Below are 21,811 nucleotides of genomic sequence, written 5' to 3' on the forward strand. Positions count from 1 at the left end.
CCTAGAGACATTTGAATCGGTCGAAGGGTTCGGCGCAGCCAAGGCAGCGCCACAGGGATTTGCAGGGCGTCGAACCGAAGCGGCTGACCTCCTGGGTGTTCAGCGAGCGGCACTGCGGGCACGCCGGTGGAACCTCGGGTCTCAGCGACGCGGCGGCGGCTCCCCTCTCGGGCGGGGCGATGCCATAGGCGCGCAGCTTTTCGCGCCCCTCGTCGGTGATCCAGTCGGTGGTCCAGGCAGGCGACAGTTCCGTCACCACGGCAACCTGACCATAGCCCGCCGCATCCAGCGCCGACCTGACGCTGGCCTCGATGGCCAGGGTGGCGGGACATCCGGTGTAGGTCGGCGTCAGCACCACCGCGTACGAACCGTCGGGGCGACGGCGGACCCCGCGCGAAATCCCCAGATCCACCACGGTCACCGCCGGGATTTCCGGGTCCGGCACCGAGGCCAGAACGGCGCCCACGCCCGCGACCAGCTCGGCGTCCGAGATCATCTCCGACGCCCCGCCTGTCACCAGACCGCATCCGGGTAGGCGCGCGGCAGGAACTGCATCTGGCTGAGCAGGTGCCCCAGATGTTCGCTGTGTCGCCCGGTACGGCCGCCGGACACGCCGCGCTTGACGACCGGCGCCGGCAGGTTCGCCTCAGCCAGGACACTTGCGATCACGGCCTCCCATTCGGGTCGCAGGGCGGCGCGATCGACAGCGACACCCGTCGCGACCAGTTCGGCCTCATCACCGTCCGCCTCGAAAAGCTCTTCGACGAAACGCCAATTCCAGTCGAAACCGTCGATCATCCGGGAGCGGCTTTCCGGCGTGCCGTCCCCCAGTCGGATGACCCAGTCGGCGGACAAACGCGCGTGATAGGCCACTTCCTTGACCGCCTTGGCCGCGACCTCGGCCAGGCGCGGATCGGTGCTGTTCACCAGTCGTTGCAGCATCAGATGCTGCCAGGTCGAGAACAGGAACTGGCGCGCCATGGTCCGGGCGAAGTCCCCGTTCGGCTGTTCGACCAGCAGGCAATTGCGGAAATCATAAACGTCGCGCCGGAAGGCCAGGGCGTCTGCGTCGCGGCCTCGCCCTTCCAGTTCGCCCGCATAGGCCAGGAAATGCTGGGCCTGTCCGATCAGGTCCAGGCCGATATTGGCCAGGCTGAGATCCACCTCCAGCGTCGGGGCATGGCCGCACCATTCGGCGACCCTCTGCCCAAGGATCAGGGCGTCATCACCCAGGCGCAGCGCAAGCGAAAGGCGGGCGGTATCGGTTCCGGCAGTCATGGTCATCAGATGTGGGTGATGCTGTCGGGCACGACGTAGAAGGTCGGATGGCGATAGACCTTGTCCTCGGCGGGTTCGAACAGGGCGCCGGCTTCGGCGGGATCCGAGGCGGTGATGAAGGCGGACGGCATGACCCAGAGGCTCACCCCCTCCATGCGGCGCGTATAGACATCACGCGCGCCCTCGATGGCCATGCGCGCGTCCGAAGCGTGGACGCTGCCGACGTGACGATGCGACAGGCCATGTTTAGCCCGCACGAAAACTTCCCAGAGCGGTAGCTCACTCGACATGCTGAATCTTTCTTCTGTATCGCGGTGTTGGACGGCTTTCAGGCTGCGACAGCGGCTGCCTGTTTCAAGGCCGTCTGTTTCTGGGCATGGGCCATCACGGCCTCGCGCACCCAGGCGCCGTCGGACCAGGCGTTGCGGCGAGCCTCCATACGCTCCTTCGCCGCCGGGCCTTCGCCCCGAACCACGGCATAGAACTCGTCCCAGTCGATGGCCCCGAAATCATAGCTATCGCGCGCCGCGTTCCACTTCAGATCTGGATCGGGAACGGTCAGGCCGATGGCCTCGGCCTGGGGCACGGTGATGTCGACGAACTTCTGTCGCAGCTCGTCATTGGTGTCGCGCTTGATGCGCCAGCGCATGGATTGCTCGGTATTGGGCGACTGATCGTCGGGCGGGCCGAACATCATCAGCGAGGGCCACCACCAGCGGTCGAAAGCGTCCTGGGCCATCGCCTTCTGCTCGGGCGTGCCGGCGGCCATGACCATTACGGCCTCATAGCCTTGGCGCTGATGGAAGCTCTCCTCCTTGCACACCCGCACCATGGCGCGGGCATAGGGTCCGTAGGAGGTCCGCTGCAGCGGCACCTGGTTCATGATCGCAGCGCCGTCCACCAGCCATCCGATCGTGCCGATGTCGGCCCACGTCAGGGTTGGGTAGTTGAAGATGGTCGAGTATTTCGCCTTCCCCGACAGCAGAGCCTCGGTCATCTCGTCGCGCGACACGCCCAGGGTCTCGGCGGCGCAATACAGATACAGGCCGTGGCCCGCTTCATCCTGAACCTTGGCCAGCAGGATGGCCTTGCGGCGCAGCGAAGGCGCGCGGCTGATCCAGTTGCCTTCGGGCAGCATCCCGACGATCTCGCTGTGAGCGTGTTGCGAGATCTGGCGCACCAGGGTCTTGCGATAGGCCTCGGGCATCCAGTCCTTGGGCTCGATGAACTCATCGGCGGCGACGCGCGCCTCGAAGGCGGCCAGGCGGTCGGGATCCTCGACCAGGGAGCCCCCAGCAGGCCCCTCTCCGCCCCCGCCCTTTACCTCCTGCACGTACATCGCCGCTCTCCTGTTTCGTGAGGGCAGATATCATTGCCCGACCGTACGGTCAATTAATTATCAAGTGGCTTTCAGACGCGTTCGATGACGGTAGCGATGCCCTGCCCGACGCCGATACACATGGTGCACAGGGCATAGCGTTTGCCTGTGCGTTGCAGCTCTTCGGTCGCTGTCAGCAACAGGCGCGCCCCCGACATTCCTAGGGGATGCCCCAGCGCGATGGCGCCGCCGTTGGGATTGACGATCTCCGAGTCGTCCGCGATCCCGAGCTGGCGCAGCACCGCCAACCCTTGCGAGGCGAAGGCCTCGTTGAGTTCGATCAGGTCGATGTCCTTGAGCGACAACCCCGCCTTCGCCAGCGCAGCCAGCGAGGCCGGGGCCGGGCCGATCCCCATGATGCGGGGGCTGACCCCGACCACGGCGGTGGCCAGGACGCGGGCGCGCGGCGTCAGTCCGTGGGCCTTCACCCCCGCCTCCGAGGCGACGATGATCGCCGCCGCCCCATCGTTCACGCCCGACGCATTGCCGGCCGTCACGGTGCCGTCGGCGCGGACGATGGGCTTGAGCTTGGCCAGGGCCTCCATCGAAGTCAGGCGAGGATGCTCATCGCGGTCGACGACGATAGCCTCCCCCTTCCTTTGCGGGATGGTTACGGGGACCAGTTCAGCGGCCAGCCGTCCCGAGGCCTGGGCAGCGGCGGCCTTGGCCTGGCTACGCATGGCGAAGGCGTCCTGATCTGTACGGGATATGCAGAACTGCTCGGCGACATTCTCGCCCGTCTCCGGCATGGAATCGACGCCGAAGGCCGCCTTCATGCGCGGGTTGATGAAGCGCCAGCCGATAGTCGTGTCGAACACCGCGGCGGCGCGCGAGAAAGCGCTTTCGGCCTTGCCCTGGACGAAGGGCGCACGCGTCATGCTCTCCACGCCTCCGGCGATACACAGGTCGGCCTCGCCCGCCTTGATGGCGCGCGACACGGCCGCGACGGCGTCCAGGCCCGAGCCGCACAGTCGGTTGATGGTTGTGGCCGGCGCCGTTTCCCCCAGCCCGGCCAGCAGGGCCGCCATGCGCGCGACATTGCGATTGTCCTCGCCCGCCTGATTGGCGCAGCCCATCACCATGTCGTCCAACCGCGACCAGTCCACACCGGGATTGCGCGCCTTCAACGCCTCCAGCGGAATCGCCGCCATGTCGTCCGGCCGGACCGAGGAGAGCGCCCCGCCATAGCGGCCGATGGGCGTGCGGACAGCATCGCAGATGAAGGCGTCGGACATGGATTTCCTTCGGGAGTTTCGGTGAACTTCAAGCCGTGCCTAGACCGCATCGAACCGCGATACAATAATTGACCGTCCGATCGGTCTTGTTTATGTGCGTCGCAAACACCGACGATCGGGAGGATCGGTTTGGCCTACGAAACCCTGGCTCTGACGCTGGAAAACGGCATCGCGCGGTTGACCCTCAATCGTCCCGACCGCCTCAACAGCTTCACCACCGCCATGCATCTGGAGATGCGGGACGCCCTGACCCGGATCGAGGCGACGTCCGAGCTCCGGGTGCTGATCCTGACCGGCGCCGGACGCGGATTCTGCGCCGGGCAGGATTTGTCGGATCGCGCCGTGTCGCCGGGCGATGCACCGGTCGATCTGGGCGCCTCGGTAGAGGATTTCTACAATCCGATGATCCGCCGACTGGTCGCCCTGCCCGTTCCTGTCGTCTGTGCGGTGAACGGCGTGGCGGCGGGCGCAGGGGCCAATATCGCCCTGGCCTGCGACATCGTCATCGCCGCTCGCTCGGCCAAATTCATCCAGTCCTTCGCCAATATCGGGCTGATTCCCGACAGCGGCGGCACCTGGGTCCTGCCGCGTCTGGTCGGTCAGGCGCGCGCCCTGGGCATGGCCCTGACCGGCCAGCCGATCACGGCCGAGACCGCCGAGACCTGGGGCCTGATCTGGCAGGTGGTGGATGATGCCGATCTGGCGACCACCGTCGACGCCCTGGTCGAGCGCTTCGCCAAGGCCCCCACGGCGGGCCTGGCCGCCACAAAGCGAATGATCCGCGCCAGCAGCCTGAACAGTCTCGACACCGAACTCGACCTGCAGCGCGACGCGATGCGGATCCTGGGCGGCACCGAAGATTACCAGGAAGGCGTCGCCGCCTTCCTGGAAAAGCGCACGCCGGCCTTCAAGGGCCGATAGAGGAAAGACCCCGACATGACCCAAGCCGCTATCGAAAGCCCCGCTATCAAAAGCTATGTCGCCGACGCCTGGCATGAGGCGGCCAGCGGGTTCGATGTGGTCGTCTCCGCCGTCAGCGGCGCCCCCGTCGCGCGCATCAGTTCAAACGGCATCGACTTCGCCGCCATGGCCGCCCATGCCCGCGCGGTCGGCGGCCCAGCCCTGCGTCGGATGACCTTCCACGACCGCGCCCGGATGCTGAAGGCCCTGGCCGAAGCCGTCATGGCCAAGAAGGAAGAGCTTTACGCCCTGTCGGCCCATACAGGCGCCACGCGCTCCGACGGCTGGATCGACATCGAAGGCGGCGCCGGCACCCTGTTCGCCTATGCTTCGAAAGGGCGTCGCGAACTGCCCAATGACACCGTCCTGCTGGACGGCGCGGTCGAGCCCCTGTCCAAGCGCGGCAGCTTCATCGGCCAGCATATCTATACCCCGCTGCAGGGCGTGGCTGTCCACATCAACGCGTTCAACTTCCCCGTCTGGGGGATGCTGGAAAAGCTGGCCCCGACTCTATTGGCGGGCGTTCCTGCGATCGTGAAACCGGCATCCTCGACCGCCTATGTCACCGAGGCCTGCGTCCGCATCATGCTGGAAGCCGGCGTCCTGCCGGCGGGCGCGCTACAGCTGATTTCCGGCGCGACTGGCGACCTGCTTGACCACCTGACCTGTCAGGACGTCCTGTCCTTCACCGGCTCGGCGGCGACGGCGCAGAAGCTGCAATCCCACCCGGTCTTTGCGCGCGACAGCGTGAGGTTCGTGGCCGAACGCGACAGCCTGAACGCCACGGTCCTGGGCCCCGACGCCACGCCCGACGCGCCCGAGTTCGATCTCTTCGTCAAGGAGATCGTGCGCGAGATGACGACCAAGGCGGGGCAGAAATGCACCGCCATCCGACGCGCTTTTGTGCCAGAGGCCGTGATCGACGCGGTCGAGGCCGCGCTCAAGGACCGGCTGGCCAAGGTGGTGGTCGGCGACCCGGCTGTCGAAGGTGTGACCATGGGCGCCCTAGTCAGTGCACGACAGTTGACCGACGTGCGCCGCACCGTGGCTGAACTGGCGCGCGACGCCCGGATCGTCTTCGGCGACCCGGAGAGCCCACCCGCCCCAAACGGCGCCTTCATGTCCCCAATCCTGCTGCGCTGCGACGCCCCATGGGACGCCTCGACGGTGCATGACCAGGAAGCCTTCGGTCCCGTCTCCACCCTGATGCCCTATCGCGATGTCGCCGACGCCATCGCCCTGTGCAATCGCGGACAGGGCTCGTTGGTCATGTCGCTGTTCACCAATGATCCCCGAGTGGCGACGGACTTCGTCGCGGGCGCCGCAGCCTGGCATGGACGCGTACTGATCCTTGATCGCGATTGCGCACGCGAATCCACGGGTCACGGCTCGCCCCTGCCCGGCCTGGTGCATGGCGGCCCCGGACGCGCGGGCGGCGGCGAGGAGATGGGCGGCATCCGCGGGGTGCACCACTATATGCAGCGCACCGCCCTGCAAGGCTCGCCACGGATGCTGTCGGCCATTGGCCACCGCTGGATCGAAGGCGCGCCCGTCGCCACCGAGGCGCCCCACCCCTTCCGCCTCAGCTTTGGCGAACTGGAGGTCGGCAAATCGATCACCACGGATGCGCGCACCATCAGCCTGGCCGACATCGAGCATTTCGCCGAGTTCACGGGTGATACCTTCTATGCCCACATGGACGAGGACGCGGCGGCGGCCAATCCGTTCTTCCCCGGCCGTGTGGCCCACGGCTATCTGATCCTGTCCTTTGCAGCGGGCCTGTTCGTCGATCCGGCGCCGGGTCCGGTCCTGGCCAACTACGGCCTGGACAACCTGCGCTTCCTCAAGCCGGTCTCGCCAGGCGACGCCATCACGGTTCGCCTGACCGCCAAGTCCAAGAGCCGCCGCAACGATGAATACGGCGAGGTCCGCTGGGACGCCCTGGTCACCAACCAGGACGGCGAAGGCGTCGCCACCTACGAACTCCTGACCATGAACGCGATCTGAGATGTTCCTTCTTCAGGCGCCGCCGGACGATCCGACGGCGCCTGAAGCGCTTTGGATCACTGGCCTTGCGCAGCCGCATCCCCTATCCAGTCTGAGACGTAGAGACGGGATCACGATGGCGCGGACACAGGCAGCGGACTATGACGACCGGCGCAAGGCGATCATGGCGACTGCCGCGCGGCTCTATGCCCTGCACGGATTTCTGGGCGCCTCGATCGCCCAGATCGCTGCAGCGGGAGAGACCTCCAAGTCATTGATCTACCACTATTATCCGTCCAAGGAAGACATCCTGTTCGATGTCATGGACTCCCATGTCCAGGGCCTGGTGGAGACGGCCCTGGCCGTAGAGGCTGGCAGCGAGGAGCCGCGCGACAAGCTTCGCCGTCTGGCTCGCGATCTGATGGAACACTACGAGGGCGCGCAGTCCAATCAGAAGGTGCTGCTGAACGAACTGGGCAACCTGCCGGTGGACCGTCGTCAGGACATCGTTGATCGCCAGAGGGTGGTCATCGACGTCGTCGATCGGCTGCTTTTAGCCATTCGCCCGGACCTGGCCCAGGACCGTCCCCGGCGCCGGTCGCTGACCATGTTGTTCTTCGGAATGCTGAACTGGACCCACACCTGGTTCGATCCCGCCGGGCCGATCAAGAGCCAGACCATCGCCGACGACGCCGCCGAGATGTTCCTGAGCGGTCTGGCGCAACCTCAAGCCTGAGACCGACTGGCCTTTGACAACCTAGCCCTTGAGACGCCACCAAGGCAGCCAGGGCTGGACGTGGTGCTGGTGGTGCCGGCCGAAGTGAAAACAGGTCAGCAAGGACGTCAGCTCGCCGAACCCGCTGCTGCGGCTGTTGTGGGCGTCCGCGAACGGGGTGTCCGTATGGCGGTGCGGCAGCCAGGTCCCGAACAAGAACAGCTGCAACGCCGACAGCAGGGCGGGCGCGGCCCAGAAGACCAGCAGGTTCGCCATCCCGGCCTTCAGCACGAACACGGCGATGGCGACCAGCAGGGTCAGGACGACGAGTTCGGTCCATCCGAAGTAGGTGCGGAAGAAGTTCACGAACCAGGGGATGAACGCGCGTGGGGCTGCGGCGAAGAAGTCGGGATCTTGGGCCGTCCCCGGCGCAGCGTGATGGGCGTGATGGGCGGTGTTCAGCTTGCGGAAGCGAAACCCGGCATAGAGGGCCAGGACGACAGACCCGACCCCGGCGTTGAGCCGCGGTCTTCCGGGGGCCAGCGAGCCGTGCATGGCGTCATGGGCGATGATGAACAGCCCGACCGACAGCCAGGTCTGGACCGCAACCACCGCCGGCACGATCGCCACGCTCCACGCCGACCAGCGGTGCAGATAAACGCCGTAAATATGCAGGCACAGCCAGGCTGTGACGATCATGGCGGCCAGGGTCAGGCCGATGGTCGTCTGGTTCGGGATCGTCCGGCGTTCCGTCGTTTGCGCAGCTAGGGCGTGGGTTGCCATGGCGGCACTTTAGCGCACGGAGCCGCCTCGCACACCCCGCTTGCTTGCCCACCCGCCATGTCCGTGCGACCTCTCCGGGATGCAGGAGCCCAATATCCATGCCCCGGAACCTGACCTGCTACTGGTCGGCGGCGGGCTGGCGAACGGACTTCTGGCGCTGAGGCTGTCGCAGACCCGGCCGGATCTAGATGTGCGGATCATCGAGGCGGCCGACCGGCTCGGCGGCGCCCATACCTGGTCCTTCTTCGAACGCGATCTGACGCCGGAACAGCAGGCGTGGATCGCGCCCCTGATTGTCCACCGCTGGCCGGGCTATTCCGTGCATTTTCCCAGCGAAAGCCGCCGCCTGTCTTCGGGTTACGCCAGCGTGACCGCCGACCGCTTCGACGGTGTGATCCAGGCCGCCCTGCCGGGGCGGATCCGGTTCAACGCCTCGGTGGCGACCGTCGCGCCGACCAAGGTCACCCTGGCGGACGGAACCTCGCTTGGGGCCAGGGTCGTGATCGACGGACGAGGCCCCACCGCCACGCCGGACCTGATGCTGGGGTTCCAGAAGTTCGTCGGCCTTGAGGTGCGGCTGGCCCAGCCTCACGGCCTCGCCGAACCTATCATCATGGATGCGACGGTCGATCAGGCCGAGGGCTACCGCTTCCTCTACGTCCTGCCGTTCGACGCCCGGACCCTGTTGATCGAGGACACCCGCTATACCGACGGCGACGCACTGGACCGCGCCACCCTGCGACAGGGTGTCCTGGACTATGCCGCACGGCAGGGCTGGACCGTCGAAACCATACTTCGCGAGGAGGAAGGCGTCCTGCCGATCGCCCTGGACGGCGACATCCGGGCGCACCTCAAACGCATGGGACCAACGGCCCAGACGGGCCTGCGCGCCGGCCTGTTTCACCCCACCACCGGCTATTCCCTGCCCGACGCTGTCAGGCTGGCGGACCGCGTGTCGGACAGAGGTCTGGCTGTCGACGACATCGCCTCTGAAATCGCAAAATACGCATTGAACGTTTGGGCATCCCGAGGCTTCTATCGCCTGCTTGACCGTATGTTGTTCCGGGCCGCACAGCCCGAACTGAGATACAGGGTGCTGGAGCGGTTCTATCGGCTGCCTCAGCCTCTGATCGAGCGTTTCTACGCTGCTGGATCGACCCTCGCCGACAAGGCGCGGATCCTCAGCGGCAAACCCCCGGTGCCGCTCGGTGCGGCCCTGGCTTGTCTGTTTGAACGGGGACGTGCGTGATGCGAGCGGCAGTAATCGGATCGGGATTCGGAGGCCTGTCTCTGGCCATCCGGCTGCAGTCGGCCGGCATCGCCACCACGATCTTCGAGTCGCGCGACAAGCCCGGCGGCCGCGCCTACGTCTACCAGGACAAGGGCTATACCTTCGATGCGGGGCCAACGGTCATTACCGACCCCTCAGCGCTGGAGGAACTGTTCGAACTCAGCGGTCGCAAGCTGTCGGACTATGTCGAGCTGTTGCCGGTCGCCCCCTTCTACCGGCTGTGCTGGGAAGACGGAGACGTGTTCGATTACGTCAACGATCAGGACGAGCTGGACCGCCAGATCGTGGCCCGCAATCCGGCCGACAAGGAAGGCTATCGTCGCTTCCTCGCCTATTCCCAAGAGCTGTTGAAGGAAGGCTATCTGAAGCTGGGGGCCGTGCCCTTCCTCGACTTCGGCTCCATGATCAAGGCGGCGCCGGAGCTTATGCGGCTGCAGGCGTGGCGCTCGGTCTATGACAAGGTCGCCAGCTTCATCCAGGACGAGCACCTGCGTCAGGCTTTCAGCTTTCACTCCCTGCTGGTCGGCGGCAATCCCTTCGCCACCTCAGCGATCTATGCCCTGATCCATTCGCTGGAACGGCGCTGGGGCGTGTGGTTTCCGCGCGGCGGCACCGGAGCGCTGATCCAGGCCATGGTCCGCCTGTTCACTGATCTGGGCGGCGAGATTCGGCTGAACAGCCCTGTCGACAGGATCGTCATGGCCAATGGGCGGGCGACGGGCGTGGTGGTCGGCGGCCAGACCCTGGACTTCGACATGGTCGCCTCTAACGCCGACGTGGTTCATACCTATCAGCGCCTCTTGGGACAGGAGCCGCGCGGTCAGGCCGAGGGCAAACGACTGGCGAACAAGCGCCATTCGATGTCGCTATTCGTGATCTACTTCGGCCTGAAGAAGGTCCACCCGGAAATCCGCCACCACACGGTGCTGTTCGGCCCGCGCTATCGCGAACTGATCGGCGAGATCTTCAAGGGGCCGGATCTGCCGGACGATTTCTCTTTGTATCTGCACGCCCCGACACGGACCGACCCGTCCCTGGCGCCCGAGGGTTGCGACGCCTTCTATGTGCTGGCGCCCGTGCCGCATCTGGCCGCCGCCGACATCGACTGGGAGGTCGAGGGGCCGCGGTATCGCGACCGCATCCTGGCCTATCTGGAAGAACGCTATATCCCCGGCCTGACCGGCGATCTCGAGACCTGCCGCATCTTCACTCCCAATGACTTCCAGCAGCAGCTGAACGCTCACCAGGGCTCCGCCTTCTCGCTGGAGCCGATCCTGACCCAGAGCGCCTGGTTCCGGGTGCATAATCGCGACGACAAGATTCCCAACCTGTATTTCGTGGGCGCCGGCACCCATCCGGGCGCCGGTGTTCCAGGCGTGGTGGGTTCGGCCAAGGCGACTGCCGGATTGATGATCGCGGACGCGGGGATCACGCCATGAACGACGCTGTCGTCGACCATAGCCGTAGGGCCATGGAGCAGGGCTCGAAAAGCTTCGCCACGGCGTCGCGCCTGTTCCCGTCCGACATCCGCGACGACGCCTGGATGCTGTACGCTTGGTGCCGCCACTGCGACGACGAGATCGACGGCCAGGTCCTGGGATCGGGAGCGGTCGGCATCGACCCCGTCCTGGCCAGTCAGAAGCTTCAGGAACTGCGCGAGCGAACCGCCTCGGCCCTGTCAGGCGAGCGCCAGATCGACCCCGTCTTCGCCGCCTTCCAACGCGTCACCGACCGCCACGCCATTCCCGCGCAGGAGGCCATGGACCTGTTGCAGGGGTTCGAGATGGATGTGCTGGAGCGGCGCTACGACACCCTCGAGGACACGTTGGAATACGCCTACCACGTCGCCGGGGTTGTCGGGGTCATGATGGCCCGCATCATGGGGGTCAGCGACGCCCCGACCCTTCGCCGCGCCCAGGACCTGGGCCTGGCCTTCCAACTGACCAATATCGCCCGCGACGTGATCGAGGACGCCAAGGGCGGCCGCGTCTATCTGCCCGGCGAGTGGCTGGATGAGGCGGGCGTGCCCCGCGACCGTGTCGCTGCGCCCGAGCATCGCGGCGCGGTGGCCCGCACGGCCCAGCGCCTGGTGGCGGCGGCGGAGCCCTTCTACGCATCGGCCCGCTGGGGTCTGCGCGATCTGAATCCGCGTTCGGCATGGGCCATAGCCACGGCGCGGGGCGTCTATCGCGCCATCGGCCGCCATGTCGCCGATGCCGGCGCCCTGGCCTGGGACAACCGCGCCTCGGTCGACCGGACGGGCAAGCTGGTTCTGCTGGGACGCGGCGGCCTGATCGCAATCTGGAGCAAGACCCTGGACGCCTGGCGCGAGCCCCCCGCCCGGCCGGCGCTCTGGACCCACGTCTGAACCCTTAGGGAACCGGCCGACGCGTCTCCACCGCCAGGGCGATCATCCCTCCAAAGACTGCGACAACGGCCAGGACGATCCAGGCCGAGACCACCGTCATGTCGAACACGCCGCGCCACATCAGGGTCTGATAGGCCTCGATCACCCAGGCATGGGGCGTCAGCCAGCCCAGTTGGCGGAAGACCTCCGGCATCAGAAATCTCGGAGCCATCGACCCGCCCAACGCCGCCAGCAACAGGACGATGAAGGTGGACAGGGGCTGGGCCTGCTCGCGCGACCGGCACAGGGCGATGATGGCCAAAGCCACCCCCGCCGCCGAGGCGCTGGCCAGACCGGCGGTCGCCAGCCACGCCGCCCATTGCCAGATTTCGGTCGGCGGCAGGCGGGGAGCCGCGATGGCGAACACGACTGCCGACTGGGCCAGTCCCACCATCAACAGCCAGGCCGCCCGTCCGGCGATTATGGACGCCAGTCCGCCGGCCGCCAGCGACAGCCGAGCCTGAAGGCCGGAGCGGCGCTCGTCCAGCCCCGCCATGGCGCCGTGCATGGCCGCAAAGAAGACGAACATGATGCTGACGGCCCCGGCGTAATAGACGGCCTGGACATCGCCTTCGGGGCCGACCGAGCGCTGTCGCACCGTCGAGGCGGGCGGCGGCGCGTTTCTCCGTAGCCCCGTGGTGAGCGCCTGAACCCGGCCGACGACGCCCGCCGCCGCCACGTCCCGCCCCGCGCCGGAGACCACCTCGATCAAGGGTTCAGGTCCCTGCGATGGCAGGATCAGCACGCCCGCGTCGCTGCGCCCATCGATCACCGCCGCCTCGACGGACGCGGCGTCGGGGACCAGGGTCAGCCGGTCGCCGAGCGCGGACTTCAGACCGATCTCGATGACCCGGCTCTGCGTCGTCCGGGCCGCGTCGTGCAGGAAGACGGTCGACTCGATCTCGCCCCGCGCGCCCGCGCCAAAGATGGCGGCGAACAGCAGATAGACGACCGGCGGCAGGATCAGGGTCATGGCCAGACCCGCCCGATCGCGCAGGAAACTGCGCCCATAGGCGATGATGATCGCGATCATGCTGGCGGGTCCCGAAGACGTTCGACCAGTTCATCCAGGCCCGGACGACGGATGGTCATCTCCCCGCCCCCGTCATCCACGCCGTTGGAGATCGCCTCGGCCACGGCCAGGACGTTCCCGGCCAGCAACCGCCAGGTCAGATCGCCGCCGACGCGCGCCAAGCCGAGAGCCTCGATCAGATCGACCACGTCCTCGGTCGGGGGCGCCAAGAACCGAACGCTTAGAACCCTGTCGTCTGCGAAAGCCTCAGCCAACAGGGCGCGTCGTCGGCCGCTTGCGATCAGCCGCCCCTCGCCCAGCACCCCGATCCTGTCGGCAGTCATCTCGACGAAGGCGGCATCGTGGCTGATGATCAGGCATCCCGCGCCTTCGTCTAGAACCTGGCGGATAGCGCGGGCGATGATCAGGCGGGTCGGCGCATCCACCCCTTCGGTCGGCTCGTCGATGACCAGAAAGGCGGGCTGACTGACCAGGGCCGCCGCCAGGTTGGCCCGCCGCTTCCATCCGCCCGACAGGGTGGCGACGGCCTGATCGCCCCGCGCGCTGCAATCGACCAGAGCCATGGCGCGGGCGATGGCCGCGGAGCGAAGGCCGCGCGCCATGCCGCACAGCCGCACCATGATCGACAGGTTCTCGCGGATGGTCAGGGCCGGAAACAGGGCGCATTCCTGAGGGGCCAGGCCAACATGACGCGCGCGACGTCCTCTGGCGTTCAACACCGCGCCCGAGATGCTGACTTCGCCCATGGTCGGTTTCAGAAGGCCGCAGGCGACGCGGGCGGCGGTGGACTTGCCCGACCCGTTCGGCCCCAGAAGGGCGAAGGCTTCGCCCGCCGCGATCGTCAGGTCGAGGCCGCGCAACACTGGCTGATCCGAGTAGCCGGCGCCGATGTTTGAAAGTCGAAGCGCGGGCGGCCGGTCAGGCGGCAAAACCGGCGTCCCCGAACAGTCGCCAGACATAGTCGCTCAGGGCGCAGTTCTCGCCCAGGGCGTCTCGCCCCCAGGCCAGGGACTGGCCGATAGCCGAACGCACCCGGCCCTCGCCCCACAGGTCGACGAAGGTGATCTTGCCCCGATCCTGGGCCACGTCCTTGCCCAAGACTTCGGCAGTCGCGGTGGCGTCCAGCAGGTCGTCGAAAAGCTGGAAGGCGAAACCGATCCGCTCGCCGAAAAGGCTCAGAGCCTGGATTTCCTGCGGCCCAGCGCCGCCGATCAGACCGCCGCCCCTTAGCCCGGCGGTGAACAGGGCCGCCGTCTTCAGATGGTTGAGCCGGCGCAGACCGTATTCTGTCCGGTCCTCGACGGGGTCTCGCAGGTCGCGCATCTGCCCCTGAGTCAGGCCGTCGAAACCCACTGCATGGGTCAGGGTCTCGACCAGGTCCAGGCGCCGTTCCGCATCCAGGCCGCCGGATTGGAGGATGAGACGATGGGCTTGGTTCAACAGAGCGATGGAGGCCAGAACGGCGGCGTCCTCGCCATGCGCGCGGTGAACCGTCGGTGCGCCGCGCCGCAGGGCCGCATCGTCCATACAGGGCAGGTCGTCCAACGCCAGAGATGCGGCATGAACCATCTCGACGGCGCATCCGAAATCGAGCGCATCCTCGGCCCGCCCCCCGACATGGGCGCAGGCCAGCATGGTCATGATGGGCCGGACCCGCTTGCCGCGACCCATGAGGGCCGAACGGGCTGCATCGATCAGGACGCTCTCGCCGCCATGCGCCCGAGGCAATGACTGATCCAGTCGCGCTTCGGTCAGGGCCAACAGATGGTCGAGATCGTGGTCCGCCGCAGCCCCGCCGCGCGGGCCTTCAGACAGGGCCTCCGCTGTCGCCATGCACGTCCTCCAGCAATCACTACGTCGCGGCGTTTGCGGTGGTCTGACGAAACGCTAAGATCCTATACGGCATCACGAGTGGTTCGGATGCAACCTCCACTGGGGACAATGTCATGGGTCCGTCCGGCGACGCCCTCGTCCGTCGCAAGGACGAGCACATCGATCATGTTCTCGCGGGCAAGGGTCAGGGCGCGGTCGCCAGCGGCCTGGACATGGTGCGCTTCGTCCACAACGGCCTGCCCGAGATCGATCACGACGCCATCGACACCACCGCGACCCTGCTGGGCCGCAGTCTTCGCAGTCCTTTTCTGATCAGTTCGATGACCGGCGGGCCGTCGCGCGCGGTCGACATCAACGCCCGACTGGCCGAGGCGGCTCAAGCGCTGGGCATCGCCCTGGCTGTTGGCTCGCAGCGGGTGGCGCTGGAAAGCCGGGCCGATCTGGGCCTGTCCGTCGACCTGCGTCGCCGCGCGCCCGACGCCGTCATCCTGGCCAACCTCGGCGCCGTCCAGTTCGTCAAAGGCTACGGCCTGGATCAGGCGCGACAGGCCATGGAGATGATCGGCGCCGATGGGCTGATCCTGCACCTGAACCCGCTGCAGGAGGCGGTGCAGGTTGAGGGAGACCGCGACTGGCGCGGCGTCGGCGCGGCCATCGCCGCCATCTGCGCCGCCTTCCCCGGCAGGCTGGTGGTCAAGGAGACCGGCGCGGGTCTGTCGCGCGACGTTGCGCGCCGGCTAGCCGACATGGGCGTCGCCGCGCTGGATGTGGCGGGCGCCGGGGGCACGAACTGGGGCCTGATCGAGGGCGCGCGCGCCGCGGGCGGACGGGCCGAGGCCGTGGTCGCCCCCTTCTCCGCCTGGGGCGTGCCCACCGCCCGCGCCATCGCCGAGGCGGCGGCGGCGGCGCCGGGTCTGACGGTGATCGGATCGGGCGGCATTCGAGACGGCCTGGACGCCGCCCGCGCCATCCGGCTCGGCGCCCATGTTGTGGGTCAGGCGGCTGGCGTGCTGGAGGCTGCGTTGGTTTCGACCGAGGCGGTCGTCAATCACTTCGAGGTTCTGAACGCCCAGCTGCGCCTGGCCTGCTTCTGCACGGGCTCGGCCGATCTGGCGGCCCTGGCTCAGGCGCCCTTGCTGGACGATATCCGCTTGTGAACCAGCTGCGCCTTCAAGGCGCGGACGGGCTGGACCCATAGGAAGCCGTAGGAGACGCAGCCCTCGCGCGTATGCACCGCATGATGCAGCCGATGCGCCTGGATTCGCTTGCGCCAGAAATCCGACCGACCGGTCAGGCCCGTAGGATAGCGGCGATGCACTAGGCCATCGTGGAAATAGCCATAGACGACACCGTAAGCCGTGACCCCCAGACCGATCGGCATGGCCCACGGCCAGACGTGCATTCCCACGAAGATCAGCACGACCGCCGGCAGAGCGAAGACAAGGGCGAACAGGTCGTTCAGCTCGAACATCCGGTCATGGGCTTCGTGATGGCTGCGGTGCCAGACCCACATCGGTCCGTGCATGACATAGCGGTGCATCGCCCAGGCGAAGACCTCCATGGCCATGACCACGGCCATAAAGATCAAGATCATCGCTGCCAGACGCATGGCCTCAGTCTATCGCCCCAGCAGGCGTGTCGCCAGACCTTGACCCCGCGACCTGTTTGACCGCCCTTGCGCCCATGCTGTTCGACATCTTCGTCACCACACTGGCGCTCAGCGCCATCATCGGCCTGCGCTATTTCGTGGTTGCGGCGGTGACGCATCTATTGCTGTGGGCGGGCAAGGGACGCGGGCGACGGCTGAACCATCGCGATCCGCATCCGCCCCGCATCCGGCGCGAGATCGTCGCCTCGGTCATCGCCTGTCCCATCTACGCCCTGCCGGCCGCGGTGGTCCTTGAGCTGTGGAAGCGTGGCGGGACGGCCATCTATGACGATGTCCACGCCTGGCCCCTGTGGTGGCTGCCCGCCAGTTTCGTCGTCTATCTGTTGGCCCACGACGCCTTCTATTACTGGCTGCACCGAGGCCTGCATCATCCACGCGTCTTCGCTTGGGCCCATGCGGAACACCATCGCTCGCGCGACCCCAGCGCCTTCGCCTCCTTCGCCTTCGACCCGGCCGAGGCCTTGGCGACGGCCTGGTTCCTGCCGGCCCTGGCCATGATCATTCCCCTGCACTGGGGCGTGGCGCTGAGCCTTTTGACCCTGATGACGGCAACAGCGGTCCTCAACCATGCAGGACGCGAAGTTTGGCCCGAAGGTTGGCTGAGGGCGCGACCGCTGCGCTGGATCATCACCGCCACTCACCACGACATCCACCACAAGCGGTTCAACGGGAACTATGGCCTGTATCTACAGATGTGGGACCGTCTAGGCGGCACCGAGATTCGGTCTGCGGATGACCGCCCTAGCCCAGACCCCGCCGCCTGACGCTGGCGCCGACGACCGCAGCCCCAGCCGCGACCACAAGGGCGTCCTCCATCAATCCGCTCCGTGTCTGGCCGACGCGGCGCATGGCGCGTTCACGCCCGGCCAATGTCAGATAGGCCAGGGGCACAGCCGTCAGGATGGCGAGCGCCGCCCCCGTTCGTTCGCGCCCGCGCGGGGCCAGAGCGGACCCGGCTATGCCCGCGCTCATGACCCGCGCCAGCAAGCCCAGGAAGACCGTGCGATCCGGCGCCGACTTCATCTTGTCGCCGAACAGTTCGCCCACGCCCATAGCCAAGGCTCCGAAGGTGAACAGAGGATGCCCGAGCAAAATCAGACGTCCCGGCGTCGGGCGTCCTGCCAGATGCGCGCCGGCCAGGGCCGCCATCGGCGTCATGGAGCGGGCGCTGGAAACGGCGCCGATGAGGATGGATGGCAGCAGGGCTGAAATACGCATCCACCCTCAACGCCATCCATCCCTTGGGGTTCAACCCACCCTGGTCATCGCGCGGGCGCGATCCGCCAGATGGTGTTGGACAGGTCGTCGGCGACCAGCAGGATGCGGCGGCTGGGGTCGAAGGCCACGCCGACCGGGCGACCTCTCGCACCCTGATCGGTCAGGAAGCCGGTGACGAAGTCCACCGGCTGACCCGCAGGTCGGCCGTTGGCGAACGGCACCCAGACGACCTTGTAGCCGGACGGATCCTGCCTGTTCCAGCTGCCGTGCTGGCCGATGAAGGCGCCTTGCGAGAAACCGCCGCCGAAGCCGCCATTGGTCGCAAACGACAGTCCCAGGGCGGCGACGTGCGAACCCAGGGCGTAGTCCGGGGCGATGGCGCGGGCGACCAGTTCAGGCTTCTGAGGCCGCACGCGCGGATCGACGTTCTGGCCCCAATAGCTGTAGGGCCAGCCGTAGAAGCCGCCTTCGCGCACCGAGGTGAGATAGTCGGGGACCAGTTGCGGCCCGATCTCGTCACGCTCGTTGACCACGGCCCACAGGGCCCCGGTCTGGGGCTCGATCGACAGGGCGGTTGGGTTGCGGATGCCGGTCGCCACGGTGCGACGAGCGCCGGTCTGGCGGTCGATAGCCCAGACCACCGCGCGTTCTTCCTCCACAGCCAGGCCACGCTCGCCGATATTGCTGTTCGAGCCAATGCCGACATAGAGGGTCAGGCCGTCCGCACTGGCGGTCAGGGACTTGGTCCAGTGGTGGTTGATCCGCGACGGAAGCTTGGTCACCTCTTCGGGCGCCGCCGTGATCCGCGTCTGGCCGGGTTGATAGGGGAAGCGCAGCAGGGCGTCCTGAGCGGCGACATAGAGGGCGCCATTGACAAAGGCCAAACCATAGGGCGCGTTCAGGTTGTCGATGAAGACAGTGCGGATCTCGGGGCGGCCGTCATTGTCGGCGTCACGCAGCAGGGTGATGCGGTCGCCGCTCTCGACCTGGGTATTCCCCTTCTTCTTGATCGGCCCGGCGATGATGTCCTTGGGCCGCAGGGCGGGCGCATTGCCGCCGCGCCCCTCGGCGATCAGGATGTCGCCATTGGGCAGGACCAGCATCTGACGCGGGATGCGAAGGTCGGTGGCCATGGCCGTGACGGTGAAGCCCGCCGGCACGGTCGGGGTCTGGCCGTCCCAGCCGATGGGGTTTGAAATCTTCATCGGCGGCACCAGGGTCTCGCGCACCCCCGGCAGGTCCGGACCGGCGCCCGTCTGGTTGAGGCTGGGATCACTGCGTCCGCAGGCGGCGACCACGAGGGCCAGCGCGGTCGCGCCTAGCAAGGTGCGCATCTTTGTCGAACGGATCATCGGGCGATCTCCCGTGTGTGAAGGCCAGAGAAGGCCATGACGCCCGCCGCCATCGCCAGCAGGCTGCACAGGATCGACAAAATCAGGCCGAAAGCGCCGACCGAACTCCAGGCGTCCTGGCTGTGCTTGAAGGCGTTGACCAGTCCGAGCACCCACATCACCGCCAGCAAGGCGAAGAACACCAGTCGAGGGTTTCTGTCGCCACGCCTGAAGCGCAGCAGCAGGGAGATGAGCGCCCAAGCCGCAGCCAGCCCTCCGAACACCAGGGCGCCGGTGATCAGCCAGGCCGAGAAGTTCGTCCACTGAACCTCGGCGGTGCGCAGATAGGTGATGTCGGTGAATACGGCGATGGTGAACAGTGCGATGGGGAAGCTCAGCAGAAGGCCGCGCAAGGCGTCCAGCCATCGTTCAAGTCCCGGATTCCAGACCGCCATCGCCATCTCCTGATCAACCATTTCCAGGCAAGGCCAATCCCCGCGCACCGTAAAGGTTGCCTCGGCGAAGCGAATGCGGAACTCCCTTCCAGCGCTGCCGTTGGCCTCATTCAGGCATTTGACGGAGACGGTGACCATGGCTGCAGCGACGCCAGCGATACCCTATTGCGGGCCGCCGCCGTCGCCGGACCTGGCCTGGGCCAGCTGGAATTTCGATCCCGTGATTGTGGGGCCGCTTGTCCTCTGCGCCGTGCTGCTGGTGATCCCGACCCTGCCGCTGTCGCGACGCCAACGAGGGCTGGGCACCCTGGCTCTGCTGGCCCTGGCGGTGGCGTTCGTCAGCCCCCTTTGCGCGGTCAGCTCCGCCCTATTCGCCGCCCGGACCCTGCACCATGTGCTGCTGATCTCGGTCGCAGCCCCGTTGATCGCCCTGGTCCTGCGCAGGCCCGTTCGCATGGGCCTTATGGCCGTGCTGTCGGCGACCCTGCTGCAGGCCGTCGTCCTGTGGCTGTGGCACGCCCCGGCTCTGTATGGCGCCGCCCTGTCCAGTGATGCGGTCTATGGCTTGATGGAGGTCACGCTTCTGGCCAGTGCGACCCTGTTCTGGCTGGCGGTGCGTGGGGCCTCTGCACCGAACGCGGCCTTCGCCCTGGTGTTGACCATGGTGCAGATGGGGGTGTTGGGCGCCCTGCTGGTCTTCGCCGGATCGGCCCTCTATCCGCCCCACGCACTGACCACCGCCACCTGGGGCCTCAGCCCGCTGGAGGACCAGCAACTGGCCGGCCTGATCATGTGGGCGCCGACAGCGGGCGTCTATCTGGCGACCGCCCTGGTCATCGTCGGCCGCTGGCTGGGCCCGGACGCCAAGCCGCGCGAGCTGACCGCGTGATCGACCGGCTGATCCTCAACGTCTTCGAATGGGCGGCGGGTCACCAGGATGAGGGACGCTATTCCCCGGTCGGCATCGCCTTTCACTGGAGCATGGCCGGGCTGGTGATCTTTCAGCTGGGCTGGGGCTGGTGGATGGGTCGCATACCGGTCGGCGGCGACAAGGTCGGAGCTTATGAAGTCCATTTCTTCGTCGGGGTTCTGATGCTTGTCCTGGCCCTGATGCGGCTGGGGTGGCGGACCTTCGCCCCCGACCTTATCAACGACGCCGACAAGCCGGGCTGGGAGAGCGTCGCCGCCCATGTGACCCACTATGTCTTCTACACCTGTCTGATCGGCCTGCCCCTCACGGGATGGGCCATGGTGTCGGCGACGGCCAGGGATCAGCAGCTGACCTTCCTGAACCTGTTCGACTGGCCGCTGATGCCGATGCAGACCCTGTCGAACCCCGTCCTGTGGTGGATCGAGGCCGCCGCAGAGTGGATGCACTGGGGGCTGATCGTGTCGTTGCTGTTGCTGATCCCCATCCACGCGGGTGCGGCGCTGAAGCACCAGATCATTGATCGCGACGACGTGCTTCATGCAATGGCGCCGGTCGTGCCGCTGCCGTCGCGGCGGCGGACACGCTGGCAGCGTCGGTATCGGGCGCTGGAGAAGCGGGTTGGTTCTCTAGCCACCGGGCTATGGCGGCGGCTTCCGCATCCGTGAGACCGGCGACGGCCAGGGCCATGACGCTGCGAGCATCATTGCGTCGCTCGCCGTCTCGCCAGCGCTCGATCTGGTTGATCACATAGGCGGCGGGCTGACCGGCGACCGCCGGATTGCCCGGCCCAACGCCCAGGCCTTGGCCTCCGTGACAGGCGACGCAGGCGGCCACCCCCCGCGACGCATCGCCGCGCATCCAGATCACGGGGGGCGGCGATGCAGGACGGCTCTGTGAAGGCGCCGGCATGGCGGCGTAGAAGCCGGCGACCGCTCGTCTCTGGCGCTGATCCAGCTTCCGAGCGATGGCCGTCATGACGTCGTCATGACGCAGGTCGGAGGCATAATCCTCCATCTGCTTTTGCAGGTATCCAACCTCAAGCCCCGCCAGACGGGGAACGGAGACGCCGTCGCCGGCTCCGTCCAGCCCATGACAGGTGAAACAGGCGTTCCTGGCGCCGCCGTCCCCGCCGCTCATCGCCACCCCTTCGCCGGTGCGTGTCAGAGCCGCGCCGGTCTCGTTCGCGGGCAGGCCGCAACTGCCGAGTACGACGCCGGCCGCGAGCACGGAAAGGATGGGGGAGAGCAGACGCACGCCTAGGCAACGGAGGCTTATCGCTCAGGTTCCCCGGAACCCCTGACCCCGCAG

23 protein-coding genes and 1 pseudogene are annotated in these 21,811 nt (G+C 67.0%); 10 read left to right on the forward strand and 14 right to left on the reverse strand.

The genetic code is table 11. From position 1 onward, the window contains the following. Window position 1: 1 nt before the first annotated feature. The 5 genes from paaD to pcaF all read right to left on the reverse strand — a co-directional run bounded on the left by paaD (window position 2) and on the right by pcaF (window position 3,891). Window positions 2–496: a 1,2-phenylacetyl-CoA epoxidase subunit PaaD gene (gene paaD, locus ACO05L_RS13155; RefSeq protein ID WP_421729617.1), complete on the reverse strand. Its 495-nt coding sequence runs from the start codon at window positions 494–496 to the stop codon at window positions 2–4. Between the two features lie 17 nt (window positions 497–513). After that, complete coding sequence (paaC, locus tag ACO05L_RS13160) at window positions 514–1,278, reverse strand: 1,2-phenylacetyl-CoA epoxidase subunit PaaC (protein ID WP_421729618.1); 765 nt, start codon at window positions 1,276–1,278, stop codon at window positions 514–516. A 5-nt stretch (window positions 1,279–1,283) separates the two neighbouring features. Next, a complete protein-coding gene (gene paaB / locus ACO05L_RS13165; protein WP_421729619.1) occupies window positions 1,284–1,535 on the reverse strand; it encodes a 1,2-phenylacetyl-CoA epoxidase subunit PaaB in 252 nt (83 codons plus the stop codon). Window positions 1,536–1,606: 71 nt separating this feature from the next. Then, window positions 1,607–2,617 (reverse strand): 1,2-phenylacetyl-CoA epoxidase subunit PaaA, encoded by a 1,011-nt coding sequence (gene paaA / locus ACO05L_RS13170; protein WP_421729620.1) that lies wholly within the window; start codon window positions 2,615–2,617, stop codon window positions 1,607–1,609. Between the two features lie 71 nt (window positions 2,618–2,688). Next, complete coding sequence (pcaF, locus tag ACO05L_RS13175; protein ID WP_421729621.1) at window positions 2,689–3,891, reverse strand: 3-oxoadipyl-CoA thiolase; 1,203 nt, start codon at window positions 3,889–3,891, stop codon at window positions 2,689–2,691. 129 nt (window positions 3,892–4,020) lie between these two features. Here pcaF and paaG point away from each other — a divergent pair, with 129 nt between their 5' ends. The 3 genes from paaG (at window position 4,021) to ACO05L_RS13190 (ending at window position 7,573) form a co-directional block, all read left to right on the forward strand. Beyond that, a complete protein-coding gene (gene paaG / locus ACO05L_RS13180) occupies window positions 4,021–4,812 on the forward strand; it encodes a 2-(1,2-epoxy-1,2-dihydrophenyl)acetyl-CoA isomerase PaaG (protein WP_421729622.1) in 792 nt (263 codons plus the stop codon). Window positions 4,813–4,827: 15 nt separating this feature from the next. Then, window positions 4,828–6,858: a phenylacetic acid degradation bifunctional protein PaaZ gene (paaZ, locus tag ACO05L_RS13185; RefSeq protein ID WP_421729623.1), complete on the forward strand. Its 2,031-nt coding sequence runs from the start codon at window positions 4,828–4,830 to the stop codon at window positions 6,856–6,858. A gap of 115 nt (window positions 6,859–6,973) precedes the next feature. Then, on the forward strand, window positions 6,974–7,573 hold the full coding sequence (locus ACO05L_RS13190; protein WP_421729624.1) for a TetR/AcrR family transcriptional regulator: 600 nt from the start codon (window positions 6,974–6,976) through the stop codon (window positions 7,571–7,573). Between the two features lie 21 nt (window positions 7,574–7,594). Here the strand turns inward: ACO05L_RS13190 and ACO05L_RS13195 are convergent, their stop codons facing one another. Then, the gene (locus ACO05L_RS13195) at window positions 7,595–8,335 is read right to left on the reverse strand and encodes a fatty acid desaturase (protein WP_421729625.1); all 741 of its coding nucleotides are present in this window, start codon (window positions 8,333–8,335) and stop codon (window positions 7,595–7,597) included. A gap of 79 nt (window positions 8,336–8,414) precedes the next feature. Here ACO05L_RS13195 and crtY point away from each other — a divergent pair, with 79 nt between their 5' ends. The 3 genes from crtY to ACO05L_RS13210 are packed head-to-tail and all read left to right on the forward strand — an operon-like array spanning window position 8,415 to window position 11,994. Beyond that, window positions 8,415–9,584, forward strand: a complete 1,170-nt coding sequence (gene crtY / locus ACO05L_RS13200; RefSeq protein WP_421729626.1) for a lycopene beta-cyclase CrtY — start codon at window positions 8,415–8,417, stop codon at window positions 9,582–9,584. Further along, window positions 9,584–11,065: a phytoene desaturase gene (locus ACO05L_RS13205; protein WP_421729627.1), complete on the forward strand. Its 1,482-nt coding sequence runs from the start codon at window positions 9,584–9,586 to the stop codon at window positions 11,063–11,065. Before crtY ends, ACO05L_RS13205 begins: the two co-directional genes overlap by 1 nt. Further along, complete coding sequence (locus ACO05L_RS13210) at window positions 11,062–11,994, forward strand: phytoene/squalene synthase family protein (RefSeq protein WP_421729628.1); 933 nt, start codon at window positions 11,062–11,064, stop codon at window positions 11,992–11,994. Before ACO05L_RS13205 ends, ACO05L_RS13210 begins: the two co-directional genes overlap by 4 nt. Before the next feature lie 4 nt (window positions 11,995–11,998). Here the strand turns inward: ACO05L_RS13210 and ACO05L_RS13215 are convergent, their stop codons facing one another. Genes ACO05L_RS13215 through ACO05L_RS13225 form a run of 3 tightly spaced genes read right to left on the reverse strand, consistent with a single transcriptional unit; the run spans window position 11,999 to window position 14,899 of the window. Beyond that, window positions 11,999–13,066: an ABC transporter permease gene (locus ACO05L_RS13215; RefSeq protein ID WP_421729629.1), complete on the reverse strand. Its 1,068-nt coding sequence runs from the start codon at window positions 13,064–13,066 to the stop codon at window positions 11,999–12,001. Next, window positions 13,063–13,926, reverse strand: a complete 864-nt coding sequence (locus ACO05L_RS13220; protein ID WP_421729630.1) for an ABC transporter ATP-binding protein — start codon at window positions 13,924–13,926, stop codon at window positions 13,063–13,065. The genes ACO05L_RS13215 and ACO05L_RS13220 overlap by 4 nt, the downstream gene beginning before the upstream one ends. A gap of 58 nt (window positions 13,927–13,984) precedes the next feature. After that, a complete protein-coding gene (locus tag ACO05L_RS13225; RefSeq protein ID WP_421729631.1) occupies window positions 13,985–14,899 on the reverse strand; it encodes a polyprenyl synthetase family protein in 915 nt (304 codons plus the stop codon). Between the two features lie 113 nt (window positions 14,900–15,012). Between ACO05L_RS13225 and fni the strand changes: the two genes are divergently transcribed. Then, window positions 15,013–16,056 (forward strand): type 2 isopentenyl-diphosphate Delta-isomerase, encoded by a 1,044-nt coding sequence (gene fni / locus ACO05L_RS13230; protein WP_421729632.1) that lies wholly within the window; start codon window positions 15,013–15,015, stop codon window positions 16,054–16,056. On the opposite strand, the gene ACO05L_RS13235 is transcribed toward fni, so the two are convergent. Continuing rightward, entirely contained in the window at window positions 16,023–16,508 is a 486-nt protein-coding gene (locus ACO05L_RS13235; RefSeq protein ID WP_421729633.1) for a sterol desaturase family protein, read from the reverse strand. The two genes, fni and ACO05L_RS13235, sit on opposite strands and share 34 nt — an antisense overlap. Before the next feature lie 56 nt (window positions 16,509–16,564). Between ACO05L_RS13235 and ACO05L_RS13240 the strand changes: the two genes are divergently transcribed. Further along, entirely contained in the window at window positions 16,565–17,332 is a 768-nt protein-coding gene (locus ACO05L_RS13240) for a sterol desaturase family protein (protein WP_421729634.1), read from the forward strand. On the opposite strand, the gene ACO05L_RS13245 is transcribed toward ACO05L_RS13240, so the two are convergent. The 3 genes from ACO05L_RS13245 to ACO05L_RS13255 are packed head-to-tail and all read right to left on the reverse strand — an operon-like array spanning window position 17,310 to window position 19,572. After that, window positions 17,310–17,786 (reverse strand): hypothetical protein, encoded by a 477-nt coding sequence (locus ACO05L_RS13245; RefSeq protein WP_421729635.1) that lies wholly within the window; start codon window positions 17,784–17,786, stop codon window positions 17,310–17,312. The genes ACO05L_RS13240 and ACO05L_RS13245 overlap by 23 nt on opposite strands. 44 nt (window positions 17,787–17,830) lie before the next feature. Then, window positions 17,831–19,138: a PQQ-dependent sugar dehydrogenase gene (locus ACO05L_RS13250; RefSeq protein ID WP_421729636.1), complete on the reverse strand. Its 1,308-nt coding sequence runs from the start codon at window positions 19,136–19,138 to the stop codon at window positions 17,831–17,833. Further along, the gene (locus tag ACO05L_RS13255) at window positions 19,135–19,572 is read right to left on the reverse strand and encodes a DUF2231 domain-containing protein (protein WP_421729637.1); all 438 of its coding nucleotides are present in this window, start codon (window positions 19,570–19,572) and stop codon (window positions 19,135–19,137) included. The genes ACO05L_RS13250 and ACO05L_RS13255 overlap by 4 nt, the downstream gene beginning before the upstream one ends. Window positions 19,573–19,708: 136 nt before the next feature. On the opposite strand from ACO05L_RS13255, the gene ACO05L_RS13260 reads away from it, so the two are divergent. Further along, window positions 19,709–20,461, forward strand: coding sequence for a cytochrome c oxidase assembly protein (locus ACO05L_RS13260; protein WP_421729638.1), 753 nt, complete (start codon window positions 19,709–19,711; stop codon window positions 20,459–20,461). Beyond that, window positions 20,458–21,168 carry a cytochrome b gene (locus tag ACO05L_RS13265; protein WP_421729639.1) on the forward strand — a complete coding sequence of 237 codons (711 nt, stop codon included), beginning with the start codon at window positions 20,458–20,460 and terminating at the stop codon, window positions 21,166–21,168. Before ACO05L_RS13260 ends, ACO05L_RS13265 begins: the two co-directional genes overlap by 4 nt. A gap of 16 nt (window positions 21,169–21,184) precedes the next feature. Here ACO05L_RS13265 and ACO05L_RS13270 read toward each other — a convergent pair. Further along, window positions 21,185–21,640 (reverse strand): annotated as a pseudogene (locus ACO05L_RS13270) (c-type cytochrome); the annotation flags it as partial. Between the last annotated feature and the right edge of the window lie 171 nt (window positions 21,641–21,811).

The organism is Brevundimonas sp. (assembly GCF_965227765.1).
In the GTDB taxonomy this organism is placed as follows: domain Bacteria; phylum Pseudomonadota; class Alphaproteobacteria; order Caulobacterales; family Caulobacteraceae; genus Brevundimonas.

Coding starts and splice junctions, on each gene's coding strand:
- paaD (WP_421729617.1), bottom strand. CDS start 496: ATGATCTCGGACGCCGAGCTGGTCGCGGGCGTGGGCGCCGTTCTGGCC.
- paaC (WP_421729618.1), bottom strand. CDS start 1,278: ATGACTGCCGGAACCGATACCGCCCGCCTTTCGCTTGCGCTGCGCCTG.
- paaA (WP_421729620.1), bottom strand. CDS start 2,617: ATGTACGTGCAGGAGGTAAAGGGCGGGGGCGGAGAGGGGCCTGCTGGG.
- pcaF (WP_421729621.1), bottom strand. CDS start 3,891: ATGTCCGACGCCTTCATCTGCGATGCTGTCCGCACGCCCATCGGCCGC.
- paaZ (WP_421729623.1), top strand. CDS start 4,828: ATGACCCAAGCCGCTATCGAAAGCCCCGCTATCAAAAGCTATGTCGCC.
- ACO05L_RS13190 (WP_421729624.1), top strand. CDS start 6,974: ATGGCGCGGACACAGGCAGCGGACTATGACGACCGGCGCAAGGCGATC.
- ACO05L_RS13195 (WP_421729625.1), bottom strand. CDS start 8,335: ATGGCAACCCACGCCCTAGCTGCGCAAACGACGGAACGCCGGACGATC.
- crtY (WP_421729626.1), top strand. CDS start 8,415: ATGCAGGAGCCCAATATCCATGCCCCGGAACCTGACCTGCTACTGGTC.
- ACO05L_RS13205 (WP_421729627.1), top strand. CDS start 9,584: ATGCGAGCGGCAGTAATCGGATCGGGATTCGGAGGCCTGTCTCTGGCC.
- ACO05L_RS13210 (WP_421729628.1), top strand. CDS start 11,062: ATGAACGACGCTGTCGTCGACCATAGCCGTAGGGCCATGGAGCAGGGC.
- ACO05L_RS13215 (WP_421729629.1), bottom strand. CDS start 13,066: ATGATCGCGATCATCATCGCCTATGGGCGCAGTTTCCTGCGCGATCGG.
- ACO05L_RS13225 (WP_421729631.1), bottom strand. CDS start 14,899: ATGGCGACAGCGGAGGCCCTGTCTGAAGGCCCGCGCGGCGGGGCTGCG.
- fni (WP_421729632.1), top strand. CDS start 15,013: ATGGGTCCGTCCGGCGACGCCCTCGTCCGTCGCAAGGACGAGCACATC.
- ACO05L_RS13235 (WP_421729633.1), bottom strand. CDS start 16,508: ATGCGTCTGGCAGCGATGATCTTGATCTTTATGGCCGTGGTCATGGCC.
- ACO05L_RS13245 (WP_421729635.1), bottom strand. CDS start 17,786: ATGCGTATTTCAGCCCTGCTGCCATCCATCCTCATCGGCGCCGTTTCC.
- ACO05L_RS13250 (WP_421729636.1), bottom strand. CDS start 19,138: ATGATCCGTTCGACAAAGATGCGCACCTTGCTAGGCGCGACCGCGCTG.
- ACO05L_RS13255 (WP_421729637.1), bottom strand. CDS start 19,572: ATGGCGGTCTGGAATCCGGGACTTGAACGATGGCTGGACGCCTTGCGC.
- ACO05L_RS13260 (WP_421729638.1), top strand. CDS start 19,709: ATGGCTGCAGCGACGCCAGCGATACCCTATTGCGGGCCGCCGCCGTCG.